Here is an 18,771-nt window from a genome sequence, read left to right on the forward strand (position 1 = left end):
AACATCATTTTAAGTATTGTTAAAATTATAAAAATTCATTTTTCCTTAGCTAATATAAAATTTTTAAGCACCAAAGCATGATTCAAGTTTGGATCCTTTGCAGCATATAAGGGTTAGCTTATTTTTTTCAGCCAAGTGTACCAACTCAGTAATACATGGATTCCTAGACAATTCTTCATAATATTTATCTTGGTATTCCAACCAATTTTCTACTTTATGGCAAAATGCAGTACGTAATTGTGTTGATGGTGCTATTTCCTTTAACCATAAATCAAGATGTGCTTTTTCCTTTGATACTCCTCTTGGCCATAAACGGTCAACAAGGATCCTTAACCCATCTGATTTTTCATAATCCTCATAAATTCTCTTAATTTGAATATCCATTAAACACCACCTGAAAAGACAAAACTAACTTTCCATAGAGATATCAACCACTTCACCTTTAGCATCAAAACTCACGCAAATAACATAGTTAGTTACTTCTTCTGGTAAGCTAAAATCCAACATTTCCATTGTTTCTAGGTCTTCATCTTCAAATTGATGAACAAGCACTAAGTGTTCTAGAACTTGTAAACAATTGGGTTGACTGGTTCCAAAATGCTTTTCCCAATAATCAGGTTCAATCTCTTCGAGGTGATGTTGAATAAATAACTCGACACTATCTTCAGCTTGTTGATTTTCTAATGCTGTTCGCATCGCTGCACGAGCGATTTGCTCTCGGTTAAGTCCAAAATGATTAGCCATTATTGATTCCCTATCATCTTATGAGTTGAATTTTTATTTTTAATGCATAGTTTTATTGACTAAAAATATCATAGCGGTTTTCAAAATGTTAGCGACACTTCTAATCTTCTATTTGGCTACGATTATCGAGAATTTCAGGCTGCATTTTTATAAAAAATGGCGCAAAATGTCTTTATGTTTTTAGATGAACAAATAGTTTAGGATCGATCAATGAGTGAGCTTACTTTTACGGCTTTTAGTTTAAATGGTGTTGATGCACAAAAATTTTTACAAGGTCAGGTGACAGTTCATGTTGAACGTTTAGCTTTAAATGAAAGTCGCTACACTGCTATTTGCGATTTAAAAGGACGAATTCATTTTGGTTTGTGGATAAAAAAGCTAAATACAGAAAGTTTTGAACTAGTTACGACTCACGATCAAGCTGAAGAGTTTGCCAAGCACATTAAGAAATTTGGTGCTTTTTCTAAGATGAAATTAGAAGAAATAGGTTCTGTTTTTCCAACTATACATGGAATCCAAACAGAATTTTCTTCAAATGAAACGGATATCTATACTTGGCAGATTGAAGCGATCAAGTCAGGGCAAGCTTGGATTAGCAAAACAACAGAACACTTATTCCAGCCACAAGAATTACGATTACATCAGCGAGACGGCGTACATTTTGATAAGGGCTGTTATTTAGGTCAAGAAATTGTAGCTCGTCTTTGGTTTAAAGCTAAACCTAAACACTGGTTACATCTAATTCATGCCAAAGGTGATCTGCCTGCTCCAGCAACACAGCTAAATAAGGATGTTGAAGTTGTAAATAGTGTAAATATTAATGATGGTTATTTAGCGCTCGTGATTGCCAAGCCAACAGCTTTAGAAGAATTAGGACTAGATATCCTAGATTTACCAGAGGCTTTGAATGGTGATGTAGCAAGACCAAGTTAACAGTTGTAAAGACCTTTTTCATTTTTGGAGCTGTAATAACATGGTTATCCTTTACTACAACTCCTTAATGAAATCTATTGAATGACGATAAGCACATTATTCAAGCTGTTCGAAAATCTTCATGCAGTAATTTAACCTTTTGAGTAGATATCTGTTTTTCTTAAAAAATGTAATTCGAATTGCAGCAATTCCTGTTGATTTGCAACAAAACTAGTAACTGCTTAGAAAGCTAAACTTTCATAATGTAAAGAATATTTATGATTAATTCACAGTATCTCCATAGAGTTTGAATAAGGTTATTTCTATTAAGACTCGTTATTATATTTTTCATAGATTTAGAGAAATTAATACTCTGATTAAGCCAATAAATTGCATTCAACACTTATACAAAATCAAGATTTACATTTCAGATTATAAATTTATGATTAGGGTTAAAGATTGCTTTCTGCTACGCAAAGGAGTGATAGCAGACCAAACTGAAAGGAAAGAAGATGAAAAAATTGCTTATTGCTAGCTTAATTGCCATAACCTGTAACTCAGTATTTGCTGCAGAAAAAGGTAATGCTGATGTAATATTTTCTAAAGCAAACCAACTTTATGAAGCAAAAAACTACACAGCTGCTTTCCAAGAAATTCAGCGAATTGCGGTATCGGGTAATGCTCAAGCAATTTATAATCTTGGCTCTATGACTCAGCAAGGCTTAGGCACATCAAAAGATGAAAAAAAGGCATTTGAATACTTTCAAGATGCCTCAAATAAAGGATTTGGCAAGGCGAGTTATGAACTCGCACAAATATATCGATATGGTAAAAGCAATATTGGTATCACGAAAGACATACAGAAGTATAAAATATATTTAGATAAAGCTGCGAAACAAGGCTCAGAAGAAGCTGGTGTAGAGGTGGCAACGATATTATTTGCTCAAGGAAAACCAGAGTACGACCAATTGGCGATTCGACAGCTACGTCCATTGATACAAAAGAATTATTATCCAGCGATACACCTAAAGGCGATCTACGATCTAGGTATGGGAAATAAAAATAAAAATCCTGTCCTACAGCAGGTTGCTGTGAACAGCTTTCGCTCTTTAGCCTCTAAAGGATATGCACCATCGTTAATGGTTCTTGGGAATTTGATGGCGAACGGAGATGTAGTTGACCAAAATCTTCCTGAAGCTCAAAAAATATTCAAGACCTTAGCAGCCCAAAATATTCCAAATGCTAAAGAATCTTTGGAAAAAGTTGAACAAGCTATTGCCGCTCAAAAAGCAGCACCAGTAGCAACTCAACCACCTAAAAAGTAATCATATATTGGCAGCACATAAAAAAGTGCTGCCAATATTTATAATTTTAAAATTGTTTAGAGACTTTTAGACCAGCACTCCAGTTCCGGCCATCTGCAGGTTCAAAGAAACGGCTATTACTATCATTTACAATTACAGAGCCTGCATAGTTTTTATCAAACAGGTTATCTATACGCGCAAAGCCATTAATGCGCCAATCTGCATACTTCCATGCATAGCCAGTATAAATTGAAGCAACAGTATAACTTGGTGCTGTATCACTGTTTATGTCATCTACATAGACCTTATCCATATATTGGGCATCAATCCCTGTATAGAAGCCCTGTTCTGGTTTCCACGCTAAAGCAAGAAAAGCTTGGTTCTTTGCAATTCCTGGAATGACGTTCCCCTTTTGAACAGCCTTTACTGCGCCAACAGCAGGAATGGCAGCATCAAACTTAGCATCTAAATAGCTATAACTCGTGTTGATCTCTAGATCTTTCCATAACTTTTTATTCCAACTAAATTCAACTCCCTCACGAAGAGTCTTATCTGCATTTCTAAATGTCGAACGTCCATTAGAAGTACCCGCAGAAACAATATCATTTTGGGTTTTGCTCTGGAAAACAGCCAGCGTAAAATCACCGAGCTGATTTTGTGATTTTAAACCCAATTCGTAGTTATCGCTGGTTGCTGGTTTTAAATCAAAGTTAAATCCAGATTTCGTTGAATCTGTTTGATAAGCCATTTCAGTAAAGGTTGGGGTTTCAAAACCTTTAGCGTAACTGACATAAGCCAATAACTCAGGCATTATTTGCCAACTTAGAACTGCCGATGGTAAGACCTTGTTGTAATCAGTTTTATCGCTGTCATCACCATTGACTGTTCCATACTGATCAGGCTCAGCAGTAAAATGATCTTTTGATTTATAATGCACATTGCTATAACGTACACCTGTATCTAAACGCCAAGTCGGTAAAAACTGCCACGAAGCTTGTAGATAAGGATCAACATTCCACAGACTATTGTCTTCATCACGGCGTAATGTACCTTTTACACCATAAGATGGATTACCGTTGACTAAATTAAAGTTTTCATAGCCTTTACGATCCTCATCCATACTATCGACAGCAATCCCTGCACTGAATTTTGTATTAGGTAATAATTCATTAACTGTCCAGCGGAAATCAGCACCATAATAATTACGTTCAAAATCAATCACACCACCAGCATGATTAGGATTTCTTTGACCTGAGTAAACTGGATTACCCTTATCGTCTAACGTTATTGTTCCACGTGGTATAGATTGATACTGCGTGACTTGGCGGTTACCAAAATAAGCCATAGCATATAATTCATTGTGATCATTAATCGGCTTAGACCAAGTTACACCTGTCTGAGTTTGCTCAATATCTTTACGAACATTGTAAGTATTATTAGCATCATTAACTTGACGAGGATTTTGTTGCCACTGAGTTCTATTTAATCCCTGTGGATCATCAGCATGAATCTTCACATAGTTAGTAACCCAATTAATTTTACTGCCATCTTCCAAATTCCATGTCAGTTTCGCATTATTTAAGACTTTTTCTGCGCTACTATGATCGCGATAACCATCCGTATTAAAATATGAGGAACTAATGATATAGCTCGGCTCATTTTGATTTTTAGCGCCCCCTTGTAAAACTAGCCCTGCATGATTTTTGTTATGACTGCCGCCTGAATAACTCATTTCTACAGAATCCTTACCCTGCCCTTCTCGAGTAGTTGCAAGAACAGCTCCACCAGATGAATTACCATACAGTGAAGAAAATGGTCCAGTCAAAACCTCTAAATGACTCAAACTATTCATATCAATGTTAGAAGTTTGCCCCTGCCCATCAGGCATCGTTGCAGGTATTCCATCAACATATAAACGTATTCCCCGCACCCCAAAGGTCGATCTAGCACCAAAACCACGCATTGAGAGCTGCAAGTCTTGAGCATAATTTTCCCGATTACGTAATTGAACGCTCGGAATCCCCTTAACAAGTTCTGTTAAATTAACCTGCAAAGATTGATCATTTTTAGGGGCATCAATTCGATAAACAGATGCTGGTGTTTGCATATAAGGCGTGTCAGTACGAGTAGCTTCGACTTTAATTACAGGTAAAGGTTCAATTTGATCATTACTAGATTCCTCTGACCATACAAAAGTACTTGCCATGCCCATAGTTATTGCAACTGAACTGTATAACAAGTTAATTTTTAGTGAAGGCATGGGTATTCCTTATTTCTGTGTGGCGATGATGAAATAGTTTCTTAAAGCTAAATTTTGATTATTTTATTGTTGTGTTAGAGATTTAACCTTAGCGAAAAGATCAAAGTATTTTTTCATCATGATTCGCAATTAAAAATAAATATCAGCATAATTGTAAATGAAACATTTACCCTCATTGTATTGTTGTTGAAAACAACTTGAGCTGAATATGCCTGAACTTCCAGAAGTTGAAACTACTAAGACCAGTTTACTCCCACTCTTAGAACAACGAGTCCAATCAATACAGGTCTATAACTCAAGTTTACGTTGGCCTATACCCGATGATTTGAACAAACTGATTGGGCAACGTTTAATGGCGCTTAAACGTCGTTCTAAATATATTTTGGCTGAATTTGAACGAGATCAGATGCTATGGCACTTAGGTATGTCAGGCAGCTTTCGTTTATGTGAAGCAAACGAAGAATTGCGTAAACATGATCATCTTCTAATCGACTTCGAAGATCAACAGCTTCGCTATCATGATCCACGTCGCTTTGGTTGTATTCTATGGTTAGATCAAAACAATCAAGAGAAATTGATCGATACCTTAGGGCCAGAACCGCTAAGTGATGAATTTAACGCTGTTTATTTATTTGAAAAACTCTCAAAAAAGAATGTCGGCATCAAAATTGCTTTAATGGATAATCATAATGTAGTAGGCGTTGGTAATATTTATGCGACTGAAAGCTTATTCAATGTCGGTATACATCCTGCACAACCCGCTTCAACATTGAGTTTAGTGCAAATTGAAAGCTTAGTGATTGAAGTAAAACGCATTCTAAAGCATGCAATTGAGCTAGGTGGTTCTACATTACGCGATTATACCAATGCAATGGGTGAAAATGGATACTTCCAACAAACACTCCTTGCTTATGGTCGAGCTGGTGAAATGTGTGTGAACTGTGAAACCACACTGGAGAATTTAAAACTTGGTCAACGTGCCAGTGTATTTTGCCCGCAGTGTCAGCCTCTAAAATCCACCAAAGCTTAGTTGCAAATCTATTTGAGGGAGACTAATTTCATGCAAACCGCAATCGTTCGACATATTTTAGTAAAAGATAAAGATCTTGCTGAACAGTTAAAAAAACGAATTCAGTCAGGTGCTGATTTCAGCAAAATTGCCAAACAATATTCAACCTGTAATTCAGCTAAACGCGGTGGTGAACTGGGTGAAGTAAAAAAAGGACAGCTTGTGCCTGTGATTGATAAGTTAGTTTTTACTGCAGCCGAGCGTATTTTACATGGTCCAATCAAAAGCCAATTTGGCTTTCACTTAGTTGAGATTAAATTTCGTATGGATGGGCTGAGATAGCCTTCGAAGTAAAGTATTTCTGCGCCCCTCCAGTAACGTATTCAAATCTTTGGCTGCATGACATAAGTCCAAGCTTCAACTTTTTCACCTGAATCTAATATCACTGGTGCAACAACGCGTTGATATTGGAAGCCTTCGAAATCATCCAACATTTGCCAGTTTTGCTCTAACTTTTCTGTACTAAAAAGATAGCCATCAACTAAAGGATCATTTTCATTGAGCACAATGGCTGGCAGACCTTTGTCAGGCCCCCAATCAAGTACATGCACAGTTCCATGTACTTGTGCCTTTTGCCAATCACCACCTATATTTCCTAAAATATGCGAATTTTCTCGATTTGGACAAAGTGTGCCGTAAACAAATAATCTGTTCATGTTGGTTAATCCCCTAGCAATACGCTCCGCATCTTAAAATGAATGTAGAAAGTTTTCTATGTAAAAACGATTATTCATCTATCGTTCTTTAGCTAATTTTATTCCAATCTACAATAAAAAAACGGCATATCAAATGCCGTTTTCTGTATCAAGGTCTATTAACCCTGTTTTTTCAATTCATCACGGATTTCACGTAACAACTGAATATCTTCTGGTGTAGGCGCTGGTGCTGCTTCTTTTTGTTTACGCATACGATTCATTACTTTCACCATAAGAAACACAACCCATGCCAAAATAATGAAATTAATAAAGATGGTTAAGAAATTACCATAGGTTAAAACATTGACACCTGCTTTCGTTAATTGATCTAAAGACTGTAAATTATTTGGATTGTCTCCTAGCACAATAAACTTCTGCGTAAAATCAACACCCCCACCAGTAATAACTGAAATAAGTGGCATGATGATATCTTTCACCAATGAATCAATAATTTTACCAAATGCACCACCAATGATGACACCAATGGCAAGATCCATCATATTACCTTTGATGGCAAATTCTTTAAATTCTTGAATAATACTCATTTATAACTCTCCAGAATTGACGTGATCGCACCTACTTTTGCATTGTTTATTACATAGGCACAGTTATTCATCATAATATTGATAATTTAATATTATTCTAAAAAAAACAAAGTTATTTCACACTTTAACAACATATTTTATTGTAATAAAAATATGAACTTAAGCATGATGTATTCATTTATCTTATATAATAAAAAACCGCTAAATAGAATTAGCGGTTTTTTCTTTTTCAGTTAAGAAAAATTATTTATCACGGTTACGCTTACGTTCGTTTTCAGTCAAGTAACGCTTACGAATACGAATTGATTTTGGTGTTACTTCAACTAACTCATCATCTTCAATGAATTCAAGCGCTTGTTCTAGCGTATATTCCAATGCAGGTGTTAAAGTCAGTGCTTCATCAGTACCTGATGCACGAACGTTGGTTAATTGCTTCGCTTTGGTTGGGTTAACAACCATATCATCTGAACGTGAGTTAATACCAATGATCATGCCTTCATATACTTCAAGCTGTGGCTTAGCAAATAAACGACCACGGTCTTGAAGTGTAAAGAGTGCATAGCCCAAGCAAGTCCCTTGAACCATAGAAATCAACACACCATTTTGACGTTTCGCAACAGTACCTGCTTTCGCTGGACCGTAATGCGAGAAGCTTGATGTCATGATCCCTGTACCAGAAGTCATGGTTAAGAATTCAGAACGGAAACCAATCAAGCCACGTGAAGGTACAGTTGCTTCAATACGGATACGGCCTTTACCGTCAACTTCCATATTGGTCATTTCGCCTTTACGGAAGCCCATTTGTTCCATTACAGAACCTTGATGCTGTTCTTCAACGTCAAAAGTTACGTTTTCGTATGGCTCTTGTTTTTCACCATCGATTTCTTTCATGATGACTTGTGGACGTGATACGCCCATTTCAAAGCCTTCACGACGCATGTTTTCAATCAATACTGAAAGGTGAAGTTCACCACGACCTGAAACTTTGAAACGGTCTGGACTATCAGTATCTTCAACACGTAATGCAACGTTGTGAATCAATTCACGATCAAGACGTTCACGGATATTACGTGAAGTAACGAATTTACCTTCTTTACCCGCAAATGGTGAGTTGTTCACTTGGAACGTCATCGAAACTGTAGGTTCATCAACAGACAATGCAGGTAATGCTTCAACATTTTTCGGATCACAAATCGTGTCAGAAATATTGAGTGCATCAATACCTGTGATACAAACGATATCACCAGCAGAAGCAGATTCAACATCAACACGCTCTAGACCGTGGTAACCCATGATTTTAAGGATACGACCATTACGTGTCTTACCATCCTTATCAATTACAGTGACTTGAGTGTTTAATTTTACAGAACCACGTTGAATACGACCAACACCGATAACACCGACGAAGCTGTTATAGTCAAGTGATGAAATCTGCATCTGGAATGGACCATCAACATCAACTGCTGGTGGTTCTACGATATCAACAATCGTTTCAAACAACGGTGTCATATCATCTGCTAATTCTTCTGGTGATGGACCAGCCACACCACGAAGACCTGAAGCATAAACAACTGGGAAGTCCAATTGCTCATCAGATGCACCTAAGTTATCAAATAAGTCGAATACTTGATCAATAACCCAGTCACAACGAGCGCTTGGCTTGTCAACTTTGTTAATGATTACGATTGGCTTCAAACCACGTGCGAACGCTTTTTGCGTTACGAAACGAGTTTGTGGCATTGGACCTTCTTGTGAGTCAACAAGAAGCAATACACAGTCAACCATCGACATTACACGTTCAACTTCGCCACCGAAGTCTGCGTGTCCCGGGGTATCCACGATATTGATACGGTATTCAGTATCAGTACGCTTATCTAACCATTTGATTGCAGTGTTTTTCGCAAGAATGGTAATACCACGTTCAGACTCAAGCGCGTTAGAATCCATAACACGTTCAATCTCGCCTGCGCGATCACCAAGAGCACCTGATTGTTGTAAAAGTTTGTCTACAAGAGTCGTTTTACCATGATCGACGTGCGCAATAATGGCAATGTTACGGAGAGTTTTAATATCTGACATGTAAAATTCGATACGCTTTAAATTTGAGGGCAAATTATACAGAAAAATACTAAAGTTTAGTAGTGACAGTTTATTGACAGAGCAATTTTTTTCTGACGAATAGTTACAGAATCGTTGGTAAAGTAGTCTAAGTCTATTAGAATAATCAACTAATGCTTACCGCTTTTTTATGCTCCCATGTCAAATCCCCACTCTGAACAACCGCTCGATCTAGTCTATGGGCTAAATGATCGACTGAAACCTTTTATTGCTTTTTTAGCGGCGCTTCAACATCTTTTAGCGATTTTAGTGCCAATTGTCACCCCTGGATTATTGATTTGTTTGGCATTAGGTGTGTCTCGCGAAGACACCAATATGATTCTTTCTATGTCATTAATCATTTCAGGGATCGCGACTTTCTTGCAATGTAAGAAAGTTGGTCCATTTGGCGCTGGATTACTTATTGTTCAAGGAACTAGCTTTAATTTCATTGGTCCTATCATTGGTATAGGTAGCGCAATGGTAGCCGCTGGCACACCTGTCGAACAAGTTATGGCTGCCATTTTTGGTGTCGTAATCGCTGGTTCATTTATCGAAATGGGCGTATCTCAAATTTTACCTTGGGTAAAAAAGCTGATTACTCCTCTCGTTACAGGAATCGTCGTTCTGTTGATTGGTCTAACATTGATCAAAGAAGGACTGATTAGCATGGGTGGTGGTTATACCGCAATGCAGGATAATACCTTTGCAAACGCAGATAATCTCATTATGTCATGTACAGTTTTGGGGATTATCATTTTACTGAATAGAATTCGCATTATTTGGGTGAAAAGTTCAGCAATTTTGATCGCTTTAGTCATCGGTTATGTACTTGCTGGATTTATGGGACATTTAAACTTTTCCGTATTACAAGAAGCCCCGATTATTCAAATCCCAACACCAATGCATTTTGGATTGAGCTTTTCTTGGAGCTTGTTTATTCCAATGGCTTTTATTTATCTAGTAACTTCTCTAGAAGCAATTGGTGATGTCACAGCAACCAGCAAAATTTCCAATCAACCTGTAGATGGCCCCATTTGGATGCAACGCATCAAAGGTGGTGTTCTAGTTAATGGTGCCAACTCTTTCTTAGCAGGTATTTTCAATACTTTTCCAAGTTCTGTATTTGCACAAAATAATGGTGTGATCCAGTTGACTGGTGTTGCGAGCCGTTATGTAGGTCTTTGGATTGCAGCATTATTGATCTTATTAGGTTTATTCCCTGCTGTGGCTGCTGTGATTCAAGCGGTTCCACAAGCGGTACTTGGCGGTGCTGTGATGGTGATGTTCGGTGCCGTGGCTGCATCTGGTATTAATATTTTATCAACGATCCATTTAGATCGTCGTGCATTGTTAATTATTGCAATCTCATTAGCACTAGGCTTAGGGGTAGCACAAGTACCACAAATCCTAGAACACCTTCCTGAATTATTTAAAAATATTTTCAGCTCAGGTGTTGCAACAGGTGGTATTGCAGCCTTGATTTTGAATATTGTTTTACCTGAAACTCAAAAATAATTCGTTAACAATTGCAAGTGCCCAGTTTCACGACTGGGCTTTGTTTTTGATGAGAGATCAATATGGATCCACGTAGTGAAGTTGTCATACGTCAACAAGATTATTTAAAAGGGCAAGTTTTATTCATCAATGCCCCAAATGATCAGCTCGTAAAAAGCTTACCCGTCGAAGTCGAAGCTTCCGTTTGGACATGGAACTTTGCAGATCATCAAGGCTTTCTAAACGCAGAAATAAAATCAAATTTTTGCGTTGATTTTCCAGCAAATCGCTATGATCAGGTGGTTATTTTTGTTCCAAAATCAAAAGAGCTTTTAAACTATATTTTGCATACTGTTGCCAGCCATTTAGAGCTAGGTCAATCAGTCTTTTTAGTTGGTGAGAAAAAAGGTGGGATTGAACGTGCTGCTAAACAATTACAGCAATATGGAAAAGCTATCAAATTAGATAGTGCACGCCATTGCCAACTTTGGCAGATGCCACTCGAAAAATTAGCACAACCTAAATCACTACGAGACTGGTTAAAAACCTATACGATTCAAATCGACCAGCAATCACTCACGATTTGCGCACTTCCTGGTGTATTTAGTCAAGATCATTTGGATGTAGGTACAGCAGTTTTGCTCCCTTACCTTCAAGAAGTAAAATCAGGTAAGATTGCCGACTTTGGTTGCGGCGCTGGCGTGATTAGTGCCTATCTAGCCAAATTAAACCCAGAACAGCATATTTTTGCACTTGATGTTGATGCCTTTGCATTACAGTCAACCAAGTTCACATTTGAACAGAATGGCTTAAACTTGGAAAATTTAAATCTTGAACCAGTTACTGGCTTTAGTGACGCCCCTCAAGATTTGGATGCAATTGTAAGTAATCCACCATTTCATCAAGGCATACATACTAATTACGATGCAAGTGAAACTCTGTGTCGCTTAGCAAAATCGCATTTAAAAAGTTCGGGTGAACTGTGGATCGTAGCCAATCGCTTTCTCAATTATCCTCCCCTCATTGAACAACAATTTGGTCAATGTGAAGTGAAAGCTGATCAGCAGGGATTCAAAGTATTATATGCCTGTGCAGGCAAGGTTGGTTGACATCTCAACCTAACACGTAATTTTAAGTGTCAACTGACCCTTATTCGGTTTAAGGAAATCTTATGAGCGATATTTCTGCTCCTCAACACCTACAGCGTAAGCTTGGGGCACGCCATCTCAATATGATTGCCATCGGTGGATCGATTGGTACAGGCTTATTCCTTGCTTCAGGTTCTACGATTGCTACCGCAGGTCCTGGCGGTGCGCTACTCGCCTATGCACTTATTGGAATCATGATTTATTTCTTGATGACTAGTTTAGGTGAGCTTGCAACTCATAACCCAAGTTCTGGTGCTTTCTTCACCTATGGTAGTCGCTATGTAGAAGAAGGTTTTGGTTTTGCTTTAGGATGGAACTATTGGTACAACTGGGCGATTACAGTCGCATTTGAATTAGTAGCCGTCCAATTCATCATGAAATTTTGGTTTCCAGAAATTTCTGGCTTCTATTGGAGTGCTGTATTTTTGGCTGTGATCTTTGCAATCAATGCAATGACGGTCAAAGGCTTTGGTGAAAGTGAATTCTGGTTTTCAATGATTAAAGTTATTGCCATTATTGTATTTATCATCATCGGTATCGCAATGATTGCAAAAATTATGCTGACTCCAAATGTTTCTGCATTTAGCAACTGGACTAAAGGTGATGCGCCATTCGTTGGTGGATTACAAGCACTGGTTGGTGTTGCAATGATCGCAGGGTTCTCATTTCAAGGTACTGAAATGGTCGGTGTAGCTGCTGGTGAATCAAAAGATCCTAAGAAAACGATTCCTTTGGCGATCAAACAGATTTTTTGGCGAATTCTACTTTTCTATATTTTGTGTATTTTCATCATTGGTACACTGGTCAGCTACGATAATCCTTTGTTACTGCATGCCGCAGAAAGTGAAAATATTGCACTTTCTCCATTTACTCTTCTCTATGAAAAAGCAGGATTCGCATTTGCTGCAAGCTTAATGAATGCAGTTATTCTGAGTGCAATTTTATCTGCGGGTAACTCTGGAATGTACTCTTCTACCCGTATGCTATTTGATATGGCTAAAGAAGGTCGTGCGCCAAAGTGGTTCTCCAAATTAGATACACGTGGCGTTCCAATGAATGCACTGTATGCAACTACAGCAGTTGCAGCATTATGTTTCCTAACGACATTTATCGGTGAGCAACAAGTTTTTAACTGGTTACTTAATATGTCTGGGATGTGTGGATTTATCGTCTGGCTAGGCATAGCAATATCACATTATCGTTTCCGCAAAGGCTATTTAGCTCAAGGTCATAAGTTAGAAGACCTCGCTTATCGTGCAAAATTCTTTCCATTTGCACCGTGGTTTGCATTTATTCTCTGTTCCATCATTATTTTAGGTCAGAACTATCAAGCCCTGATTGGTGGAAAAATTGACTGGTTAGGACTACTTTCAACCTATATCAGTATTCCGCTATTTCTTGCAATTTGGTTAGGGTATAAGTGGAAACACAAGACCAAACTCATTGCTTACAAAGAGATGAATGTGAAAGAAGGTGAATAATAAATCTTAATTTCACTTGACCCTTTGAGAAATAAGAGTAAAATTCACGCTCATATTTTCATCGGCAATTTATATAGGAGGACACACATGCCATTACTACAAAGGAAAACACTTTAAGATTTGGCACTGTGTCGTCTCACGGACAAGTGACAAATCAAATGATCACTTGTCCGAATGCTCTTCTAAACCTAGCATTCGCTAGGTTTTTTTATGCCTATTCGGACAGAAATTTCGCTAATCGAGAAATAAAAATGGGCATACAAAAAATACTCAATGCTGAAGCTCAATACGGTGTACCTGTGAAGATATTCACTAACGATATTGATAATGAGAGCATTGAACAACTGAAGAAGATGGCACAGCTGCAATTTGTTTATTCTCATATTGCAGTCATGCCCGATGTACATGTTGGTAAAGGTGCGACAGTCGGAAGCGTTATACCAACTAAACATGCAATTATACCCGCAGCTGTGGGCGTAGATATTGGCTGTGGTATGAATGCGATTCGACTCAATTTAAAAGCTTCGCAACTTCCTGATAATCTTTCATCATTGCGTAATGCAATCGAACGAAAAGTTCCCGTAGGATTTGAGTTACATAAACAAGTTAAAGCGAAAGCATCTAGCATTATTCCGTTAGAAAAACGCTTACAACCAATCGTAAAAAAACATCCTGGTTTAATAAGAATGCTCAGAAATTTTGATTTAACTTGGCAAAAACAACTTGGAACTTTAGGTGGTGGCAACCATTTTATTGAACTCTGCTTAGACGAAAATCAAGATGTTTGGGTCATGTTACATTCTGGTAGTCGTGGATTAGGTAATGTGATCGGCACGTATTTTATCGAACTGGCCAAGAAAGAAGCTCAACATCGCTTTGGTCATGTTCCTGATAAAAATTTAAGTTATTTCGCAGAAGGATCATGTAGTTTTAATGATTATGTTGAAGCCGTTGAATGGGCTCAAGAATATGCTTTTGAAAATCGTCGTGAAATGATGCGATTAATTTTAGAAGCCATTCGCCCCCTACTTCCACCCTTTCAACTCACTAAAGAAGCTATAAATTGCCACCACAATTATGTCAGTCGAGAGAATCATTTCGGTGAAGATCTTTTTATAACACGTAAAGGTGCAATTCGTGCTGGACTTGATGAATTAGGAATTATTCCTGGTTCTATGGGTACACGTTCTTATATTGTTAAAGGTAAAGCAAATCCTGAAGCATTCTGCTCATGTTCACATGGTGCAGGTCGGAGAATGAGTCGTCATAAGGCAAAATTGTTATTTAGCCAAGATGATTTAATTCAACAAACTCGAGGAATCGAATGTCGAAAAGATCCAAGTGTAATTGATGAAATTCCTAGCGCTTATAAAGACATCGATCAAGTCATGCAGAATCAATCGGATCTCATCGAGATCATTCACACGCTTAAACAAGTTCTATGTATAAAAGGTTAAATAAATGAAACTTAAAGAAATGCCTAAAATCAAAGTTCGCAATCCCGTCGCATTATCCCCTTTACTACAGAAAGGTGGAATACATGAAACTGAGAAGCCTCGTGCACAACATCGTCGGGATCGTCAACAAACCAAACAACAACTAAGTAAAGGTGTTTGGTAATTTTTATCTTAAATCTTGAATATATAAGATTCAAAAGTGTGGAGAATTAAAATGTTTATTTATCTTAAATTTGGCAATAAAAAAGCGACTCATAAGAGTCGCTTTTTTTAGTTCAAAAACTCAATTATTGAGCTTGTTGACCTGGTTGAACTAAAACAGTACGGCTACCAGTGATCGCAGCGAATACGCGACGGTTCATAGCACGACCTTCTTTAGTTTTGTTGTCAGCAATCGGTTGATCCCAAGCGAAACCTTGAGTAGACAAACGAGATGCATCAACGTTGTATTCGTTTACAAGAGCTGATTTAACAGAGTTAGCACGAGCTAAAGATAAACGTTCGTTTAACTTACGTGGACCAGTGTTATCTGTGTGACCTTCAATACGAGCAGTCGCATTCGGGTATTCAGCTAACTTCTCTGCAACTTTAGCAATTTCAGATTTGTATTGTGGCTTGATGTCAGACTTGTTCGTATCAAAGAATACACGAAGTTCCATGTTAAGGTCTTCAGTCAATTCTTGTGGCTGCGGCTGTGGTTGAACTGGTACTGGTTCAACTGGAGCAACTTCTACTACTGGGGCAGCTGGCTTCAAGTGACCGCCAAGAACTACGTTTAAACCAGCAAGAGCTGTGTAGTTCCAGAAGTCTTCATCGATATTATAAGTACCACGAGCTTCTGTACGAAGAGATAAAGCATCATTTAAGCGCCAGAAAGCACCAAAACCAGCATTACCTAAAGTACCTTCTTCTTTCAAACCACGACCAACACGACCCAATTGAGCTTCGTTAGCATCAGTGAAAGAATATTTATAATGACCAGCACCTAATAATACGTATGGCTTGATTTTGCTATCGTAGTTTTTAGTGATTAGATCAGAAGTAACATAGAAGTTACCGTTGATTTGTTGTTGCTTGTATTCACCATTCGGTGCTGCACTAGTAACGTCACCTTTAACTTGGTTGTATTCAGTTTCAAAACCCAACCAAGGTGTTAATTCAACACCAAGAGCTGCACCAACGAATAAATCGTCCTGTAACTCACCAGCATTTGTTAAGTTTTCAGTGCTGTTGTTGTGCTTAGAATCTTGGAATGTGTAACCAAGCATTAATGGAGTTACTGTTACACCCGCATTAGCAGCAGCTAAAGGAGCAGCAACAAGCATAGCAAGTGCAATACGACTCAATTTCATGGATATCCTCCAGAGATAACAATTGTTTGTTGTTCAAGCTTAGCCTATGAGTTTTGGCCCCATAAACACAGAAGTGTTCACAGTATTATTTTTAAGCTATTCACTTCACTTTGAATCATACAAACACTTGATGAATTTTCCAAGTGCTTGATAACTTTAACCTCGTAAATTATTGACAAAATTTCTTACAATTTCCGTTGTAGTTCAGTAAATTTTCAATTCAACTCTAAAGCTCGAATAGCTTATTGTTCGCTTTCTTCAATTTTAGCAGTATTTGCTTGATGAAGTAATGGTTAGTTTTCTAATACTAAACTTAATTTAATAAATACAGTAATTACTTAACACTTTGTTAATAAAAAAATTACAGAAACACCAACAGGTAATATTATGTTTAAATTTTCCGGCTTTACGCTGCCTGAAATCATCATAACGATTGCAATTTCCGCAATTTTAGTCAGCCTAGCACATCCATATTTCATCGAAATATTAATTTCAAATGAAGTAGAACAAATTAAAAAGACTCTCACAATTTACATACAAAAAGCCAAATCCGATGCACAGACTCATCAGAAAAATGTGACGTTGTGTGCAACTCAAGACTTTAGTTCTTGTAGTAGCGATTGGAATCATGGATTTATTGGTTTCCTTGACGCTAATCGTAATAAAAGACGTGATAACACAGAAACTATTCTGTATTCAAATCCAGTCCAACCTAAATATGGCTCATTGGCATGGCGTGGAACTCTAAATATTAACTCACTCACCTTTCAGGGAGATACGGGGTTACCACGTGGTTCAAATGGCAGTTTCTATTATTGTTCTAGTCGATCAAACCACCATGTCCAAATCATCTTAAGTAATATGGGGCATGTTCGTACTCAAGAAATTTCCACCTGCTAAAAAACTCCTCAGTCTAGCGAATACGATGTAAAACACTTTATTGACAGAGTTTTTTTAATATACTGCATAGGTTTTGAACATTCTCAGCAAATTATAAGTCTGGAGACATACAATGACTGACATCGTAATTGTAAATGGCGCTCGTACAGCTATGGGCGGCTTCCAAGGTGCTTTATCGAGTGCCACAGCACCTGAATTAGGCGCTATCACGATCAAAGAAGCGATCGCACGTTCAGGCTTACAACCAACTGATGTTGAAGAAGTTATCATGGGTTGTGTTCTTCCAGCGGGACTAAAACAAGGACCTGCGCGCCAAGCAATGCGTAAAGCAGGCTTACCTGACTCTACAGGTGCTGTAACAATTAACAAATTGTGTGGCTCTGGTATGAAAGCAGTGATGCAAGCAGCAGATATGATCAAAGCAGGTAGCGCAGAGATCGTTGTTGCTGGCGGTATGGAGTCAATGACCAATGCTCCTTACGTCTTACCAAAAGCCCGTGCAGGTTACCGCATGGGTCATGGTGAAATTAAAGATCATATGTTCTTTGATGGTCTAGAAGATGCTGAAACAGGTCGTTTAATGGGTTCATTTGCACAAGATATGGCAAATACTCGTGGCTATACCCGTCAGCAAATGGATGACTTTGCAATTCGCTCTTTACAACGTGCACAAAAAGCAATTACTGAAGGTTATTTCAAAGATGAAATCGTTCCAGTAACTGTTTCTAGCCGTAAAGGTGATGTTGTTGTTGATCAAGATGAACAACCATTAAATGCAAAAATTGATAAAATTCCAAGTTTGAAACCTGCATTTGCAAAAGACGGTACAATTACCGCTGCAAATGCAAGCTCTATCTCTGATGGTGCTTCTGCACTTGTACTTACTTCAGCAGATGTTGCTTCTGCACGTGGTTTACAACCTTTAGCAAAAATCATCGCTACGGCTTCTAACTCTCAACACCCTTCTGAATTCACAATTGCTCCTGTTGGTGCGATTGAGAAAGTATTGAAGAAAGCAGGTTGGGATGCACAAGAAGTTGATCTTTGGGAAATCAATGAAGCTTTTGCTATGGTGACAATGTGCCCAATCGATGACTTTAAACTAGATGCTGAAAAAGTGAATATCAATGGTGGTGCTTGTGCTTTAGGCCACCCTGTTGGTTCTACGGGATCACGTATCATTCTTACATTAATCCACGCACTCAAGCGTACTGGCGGTAAGAAAGGCGTTGCAGCATTATGTATCGGTGGTGGTGAAGCGACTGCTGTTGCGATTGAACTACTCTAAAAATAACGTGTGAACCTTACTA

General features: G+C 38.0%; 17 protein-coding genes and 1 pseudogene. 11 read left to right on the plus strand and 7 right to left on the minus strand.

Annotated elements, in window-relative coordinates:
• Positions 1 to 35: 35 nt before the first annotated feature.
• Positions 36 to 384 (minus strand): annotated as a pseudogene (locus IRT38_RS15180) (DUF488 domain-containing protein).
• A 24-nt stretch (positions 385 to 408) separates the two neighbouring features.
• Positions 409 to 744, minus strand: a complete 336-nt coding sequence (locus tag IRT38_RS15185; RefSeq protein WP_004963907.1) for a DUF2004 domain-containing protein — start codon at positions 742 to 744, stop codon at positions 409 to 411.
• Between the two features lie 210 nt (positions 745 to 954).
• Here IRT38_RS15185 and IRT38_RS15190 point away from each other — a divergent pair, with 210 nt between their 5' ends.
• Together IRT38_RS15190 and IRT38_RS15195 are read left to right on the plus strand one after the other, a co-directional pair.
• Complete coding sequence (locus IRT38_RS15190) at positions 955 to 1,677, plus strand: YgfZ/GcvT domain-containing protein (RefSeq protein WP_194598147.1); 723 nt, start codon at positions 955 to 957, stop codon at positions 1,675 to 1,677.
• A 491-nt stretch (positions 1,678 to 2,168) separates the two neighbouring features.
• Complete coding sequence (locus IRT38_RS15195; protein WP_194598148.1) at positions 2,169 to 2,981, plus strand: tetratricopeptide repeat protein; 813 nt, start codon at positions 2,169 to 2,171, stop codon at positions 2,979 to 2,981.
• Between the two features lie 46 nt (positions 2,982 to 3,027).
• On the opposite strand, the gene IRT38_RS15200 is transcribed toward IRT38_RS15195, so the two are convergent.
• Positions 3,028 to 5,220: a TonB-dependent receptor family protein gene (locus IRT38_RS15200; RefSeq protein ID WP_194598149.1), complete on the minus strand. Its 2,193-nt coding sequence runs from the start codon at positions 5,218 to 5,220 to the stop codon at positions 3,028 to 3,030.
• A gap of 208 nt (positions 5,221 to 5,428) precedes the next feature.
• Between IRT38_RS15200 and mutM the strand changes: the two genes are divergently transcribed.
• Together mutM and IRT38_RS15210 are read left to right on the plus strand one after the other, a co-directional pair.
• Positions 5,429 to 6,250 (plus strand): bifunctional DNA-formamidopyrimidine glycosylase/DNA-(apurinic or apyrimidinic site) lyase, encoded by an 822-nt coding sequence (gene mutM, locus IRT38_RS15205; RefSeq protein WP_194598150.1) that lies wholly within the window; start codon positions 5,429 to 5,431, stop codon positions 6,248 to 6,250.
• A gap of 30 nt (positions 6,251 to 6,280) precedes the next feature.
• A complete protein-coding gene (locus IRT38_RS15210; RefSeq protein ID WP_004908776.1) occupies positions 6,281 to 6,571 on the plus strand; it encodes a peptidylprolyl isomerase in 291 nt (96 codons plus the stop codon).
• A gap of 41 nt (positions 6,572 to 6,612) precedes the next feature.
• On the opposite strand, the gene IRT38_RS15215 is transcribed toward IRT38_RS15210, so the two are convergent.
• The 3 genes from IRT38_RS15215 to typA all read right to left on the minus strand — a co-directional run bounded on the left by IRT38_RS15215 (position 6,613) and on the right by typA (position 9,608).
• Positions 6,613 to 6,945 (minus strand): gamma-glutamylcyclotransferase family protein, encoded by a 333-nt coding sequence (locus IRT38_RS15215; RefSeq protein ID WP_126131736.1) that lies wholly within the window; start codon positions 6,943 to 6,945, stop codon positions 6,613 to 6,615.
• Between the two features lie 158 nt (positions 6,946 to 7,103).
• The gene (mscL, locus tag IRT38_RS15220; RefSeq protein ID WP_151814596.1) at positions 7,104 to 7,529 is read right to left on the minus strand and encodes a large conductance mechanosensitive channel protein MscL; all 426 of its coding nucleotides are present in this window, start codon (positions 7,527 to 7,529) and stop codon (positions 7,104 to 7,106) included.
• A gap of 243 nt (positions 7,530 to 7,772) precedes the next feature.
• The gene (gene typA, locus IRT38_RS15225; RefSeq protein WP_112986186.1) at positions 7,773 to 9,608 is read right to left on the minus strand and encodes a translational GTPase TypA; all 1,836 of its coding nucleotides are present in this window, start codon (positions 9,606 to 9,608) and stop codon (positions 7,773 to 7,775) included.
• Between the two features lie 177 nt (positions 9,609 to 9,785).
• Between typA and IRT38_RS15230 the strand changes: the two genes are divergently transcribed.
• The 5 genes from IRT38_RS15230 to IRT38_RS15250 all read left to right on the plus strand — a co-directional run bounded on the left by IRT38_RS15230 (position 9,786) and on the right by IRT38_RS15250 (position 15,372).
• Positions 9,786 to 11,144, plus strand: a complete 1,359-nt coding sequence (locus IRT38_RS15230) for a uracil-xanthine permease family protein (RefSeq protein ID WP_194598151.1) — start codon at positions 9,786 to 9,788, stop codon at positions 11,142 to 11,144.
• A gap of 62 nt (positions 11,145 to 11,206) precedes the next feature.
• Entirely contained in the window at positions 11,207 to 12,232 is a 1,026-nt protein-coding gene (locus IRT38_RS15235; protein WP_005402116.1) for a class I SAM-dependent methyltransferase, read from the plus strand.
• Positions 12,233 to 12,294: 62 nt separating this feature from the next.
• Positions 12,295 to 13,752 (plus strand): amino acid permease, encoded by a 1,458-nt coding sequence (locus IRT38_RS15240; RefSeq protein ID WP_004950518.1) that lies wholly within the window; start codon positions 12,295 to 12,297, stop codon positions 13,750 to 13,752.
• 251 nt (positions 13,753 to 14,003) lie between these two features.
• Positions 14,004 to 15,209, plus strand: a complete 1,206-nt coding sequence (locus IRT38_RS15245; protein ID WP_125272093.1) for an RtcB family protein — start codon at positions 14,004 to 14,006, stop codon at positions 15,207 to 15,209.
• Positions 15,210 to 15,213: 4 nt separating this feature from the next.
• Complete coding sequence (locus IRT38_RS15250; RefSeq protein ID WP_004963933.1) at positions 15,214 to 15,372, plus strand: hypothetical protein; 159 nt, start codon at positions 15,214 to 15,216, stop codon at positions 15,370 to 15,372.
• Between the two features lie 124 nt (positions 15,373 to 15,496).
• Here IRT38_RS15250 and omp38 read toward each other — a convergent pair whose 3' ends face one another.
• Positions 15,497 to 16,561 (minus strand): outer membrane protein Omp38, encoded by a 1,065-nt coding sequence (gene omp38, locus IRT38_RS15255; protein WP_004963936.1) that lies wholly within the window; start codon positions 16,559 to 16,561, stop codon positions 15,497 to 15,499.
• Between the two features lie 387 nt (positions 16,562 to 16,948).
• On the opposite strand from omp38, the gene IRT38_RS15260 reads away from it, so the two are divergent.
• A complete protein-coding gene (locus tag IRT38_RS15260; protein WP_004950507.1) occupies positions 16,949 to 17,461 on the plus strand; it encodes a GspH/FimT family protein in 513 nt (170 codons plus the stop codon).
• A gap of 112 nt (positions 17,462 to 17,573) precedes the next feature.
• Complete coding sequence (locus IRT38_RS15265; RefSeq protein WP_005402111.1) at positions 17,574 to 18,749, plus strand: thiolase family protein; 1,176 nt, start codon at positions 17,574 to 17,576, stop codon at positions 18,747 to 18,749.
• Positions 18,750 to 18,771 lie beyond the last annotated feature (22 nt).

The sequence above is a fragment of the Acinetobacter sp. SK-43 genome (genome assembly GCF_015351505.1).
Taxonomy (GTDB): domain Bacteria; phylum Pseudomonadota; class Gammaproteobacteria; order Pseudomonadales; family Moraxellaceae; genus Acinetobacter; species Acinetobacter junii.

What these genes read in the sequence shown, in the direction of transcription:
- IRT38_RS15260 (WP_004950507.1), top strand. Translation starts at nt 16,949, where the DNA reads ATGTTTAAATTTTCCGGCTTTACGCTGCCTGAAATCATCATAACGATT.
- IRT38_RS15240 (WP_004950518.1), top strand. Translation starts at nt 12,295, where the DNA reads ATGAGCGATATTTCTGCTCCTCAACACCTACAGCGTAAGCTTGGGGCA.
- IRT38_RS15195 (WP_194598148.1), top strand. Translation starts at nt 2,169, where the DNA reads ATGAAAAAATTGCTTATTGCTAGCTTAATTGCCATAACCTGTAACTCA.
- mscL (WP_151814596.1), bottom strand. Translation starts at nt 7,529, where the DNA reads ATGAGTATTATTCAAGAATTTAAAGAATTTGCCATCAAAGGTAATATG.
- typA (WP_112986186.1), bottom strand. Translation starts at nt 9,608, where the DNA reads ATGTCAGATATTAAAACTCTCCGTAACATTGCCATTATTGCGCACGTC.
- IRT38_RS15200 (WP_194598149.1), bottom strand. Translation starts at nt 5,220, where the DNA reads ATGCCTTCACTAAAAATTAACTTGTTATACAGTTCAGTTGCAATAACT.
- IRT38_RS15250 (WP_004963933.1), top strand. Translation starts at nt 15,214, where the DNA reads ATGAAACTTAAAGAAATGCCTAAAATCAAAGTTCGCAATCCCGTCGCA.
- IRT38_RS15265 (WP_005402111.1), top strand. Translation starts at nt 17,574, where the DNA reads ATGACTGACATCGTAATTGTAAATGGCGCTCGTACAGCTATGGGCGGC.
- IRT38_RS15230 (WP_194598151.1), top strand. Translation starts at nt 9,786, where the DNA reads ATGTCAAATCCCCACTCTGAACAACCGCTCGATCTAGTCTATGGGCTA.
- IRT38_RS15245 (WP_125272093.1), top strand. Translation starts at nt 14,004, where the DNA reads ATGGGCATACAAAAAATACTCAATGCTGAAGCTCAATACGGTGTACCT.
- mutM (WP_194598150.1), top strand. Translation starts at nt 5,429, where the DNA reads ATGCCTGAACTTCCAGAAGTTGAAACTACTAAGACCAGTTTACTCCCA.
- IRT38_RS15190 (WP_194598147.1), top strand. Translation starts at nt 955, where the DNA reads ATGAGTGAGCTTACTTTTACGGCTTTTAGTTTAAATGGTGTTGATGCA.
- IRT38_RS15185 (WP_004963907.1), bottom strand. Translation starts at nt 744, where the DNA reads ATGGCTAATCATTTTGGACTTAACCGAGAGCAAATCGCTCGTGCAGCG.
- omp38 (WP_004963936.1), bottom strand. Translation starts at nt 16,561, where the DNA reads ATGAAATTGAGTCGTATTGCACTTGCTATGCTTGTTGCTGCTCCTTTA.
- IRT38_RS15235 (WP_005402116.1), top strand. Translation starts at nt 11,207, where the DNA reads ATGGATCCACGTAGTGAAGTTGTCATACGTCAACAAGATTATTTAAAA.
- IRT38_RS15215 (WP_126131736.1), bottom strand. Translation starts at nt 6,945, where the DNA reads ATGAACAGATTATTTGTTTACGGCACACTTTGTCCAAATCGAGAAAAT.
- IRT38_RS15210 (WP_004908776.1), top strand. Translation starts at nt 6,281, where the DNA reads ATGCAAACCGCAATCGTTCGACATATTTTAGTAAAAGATAAAGATCTT.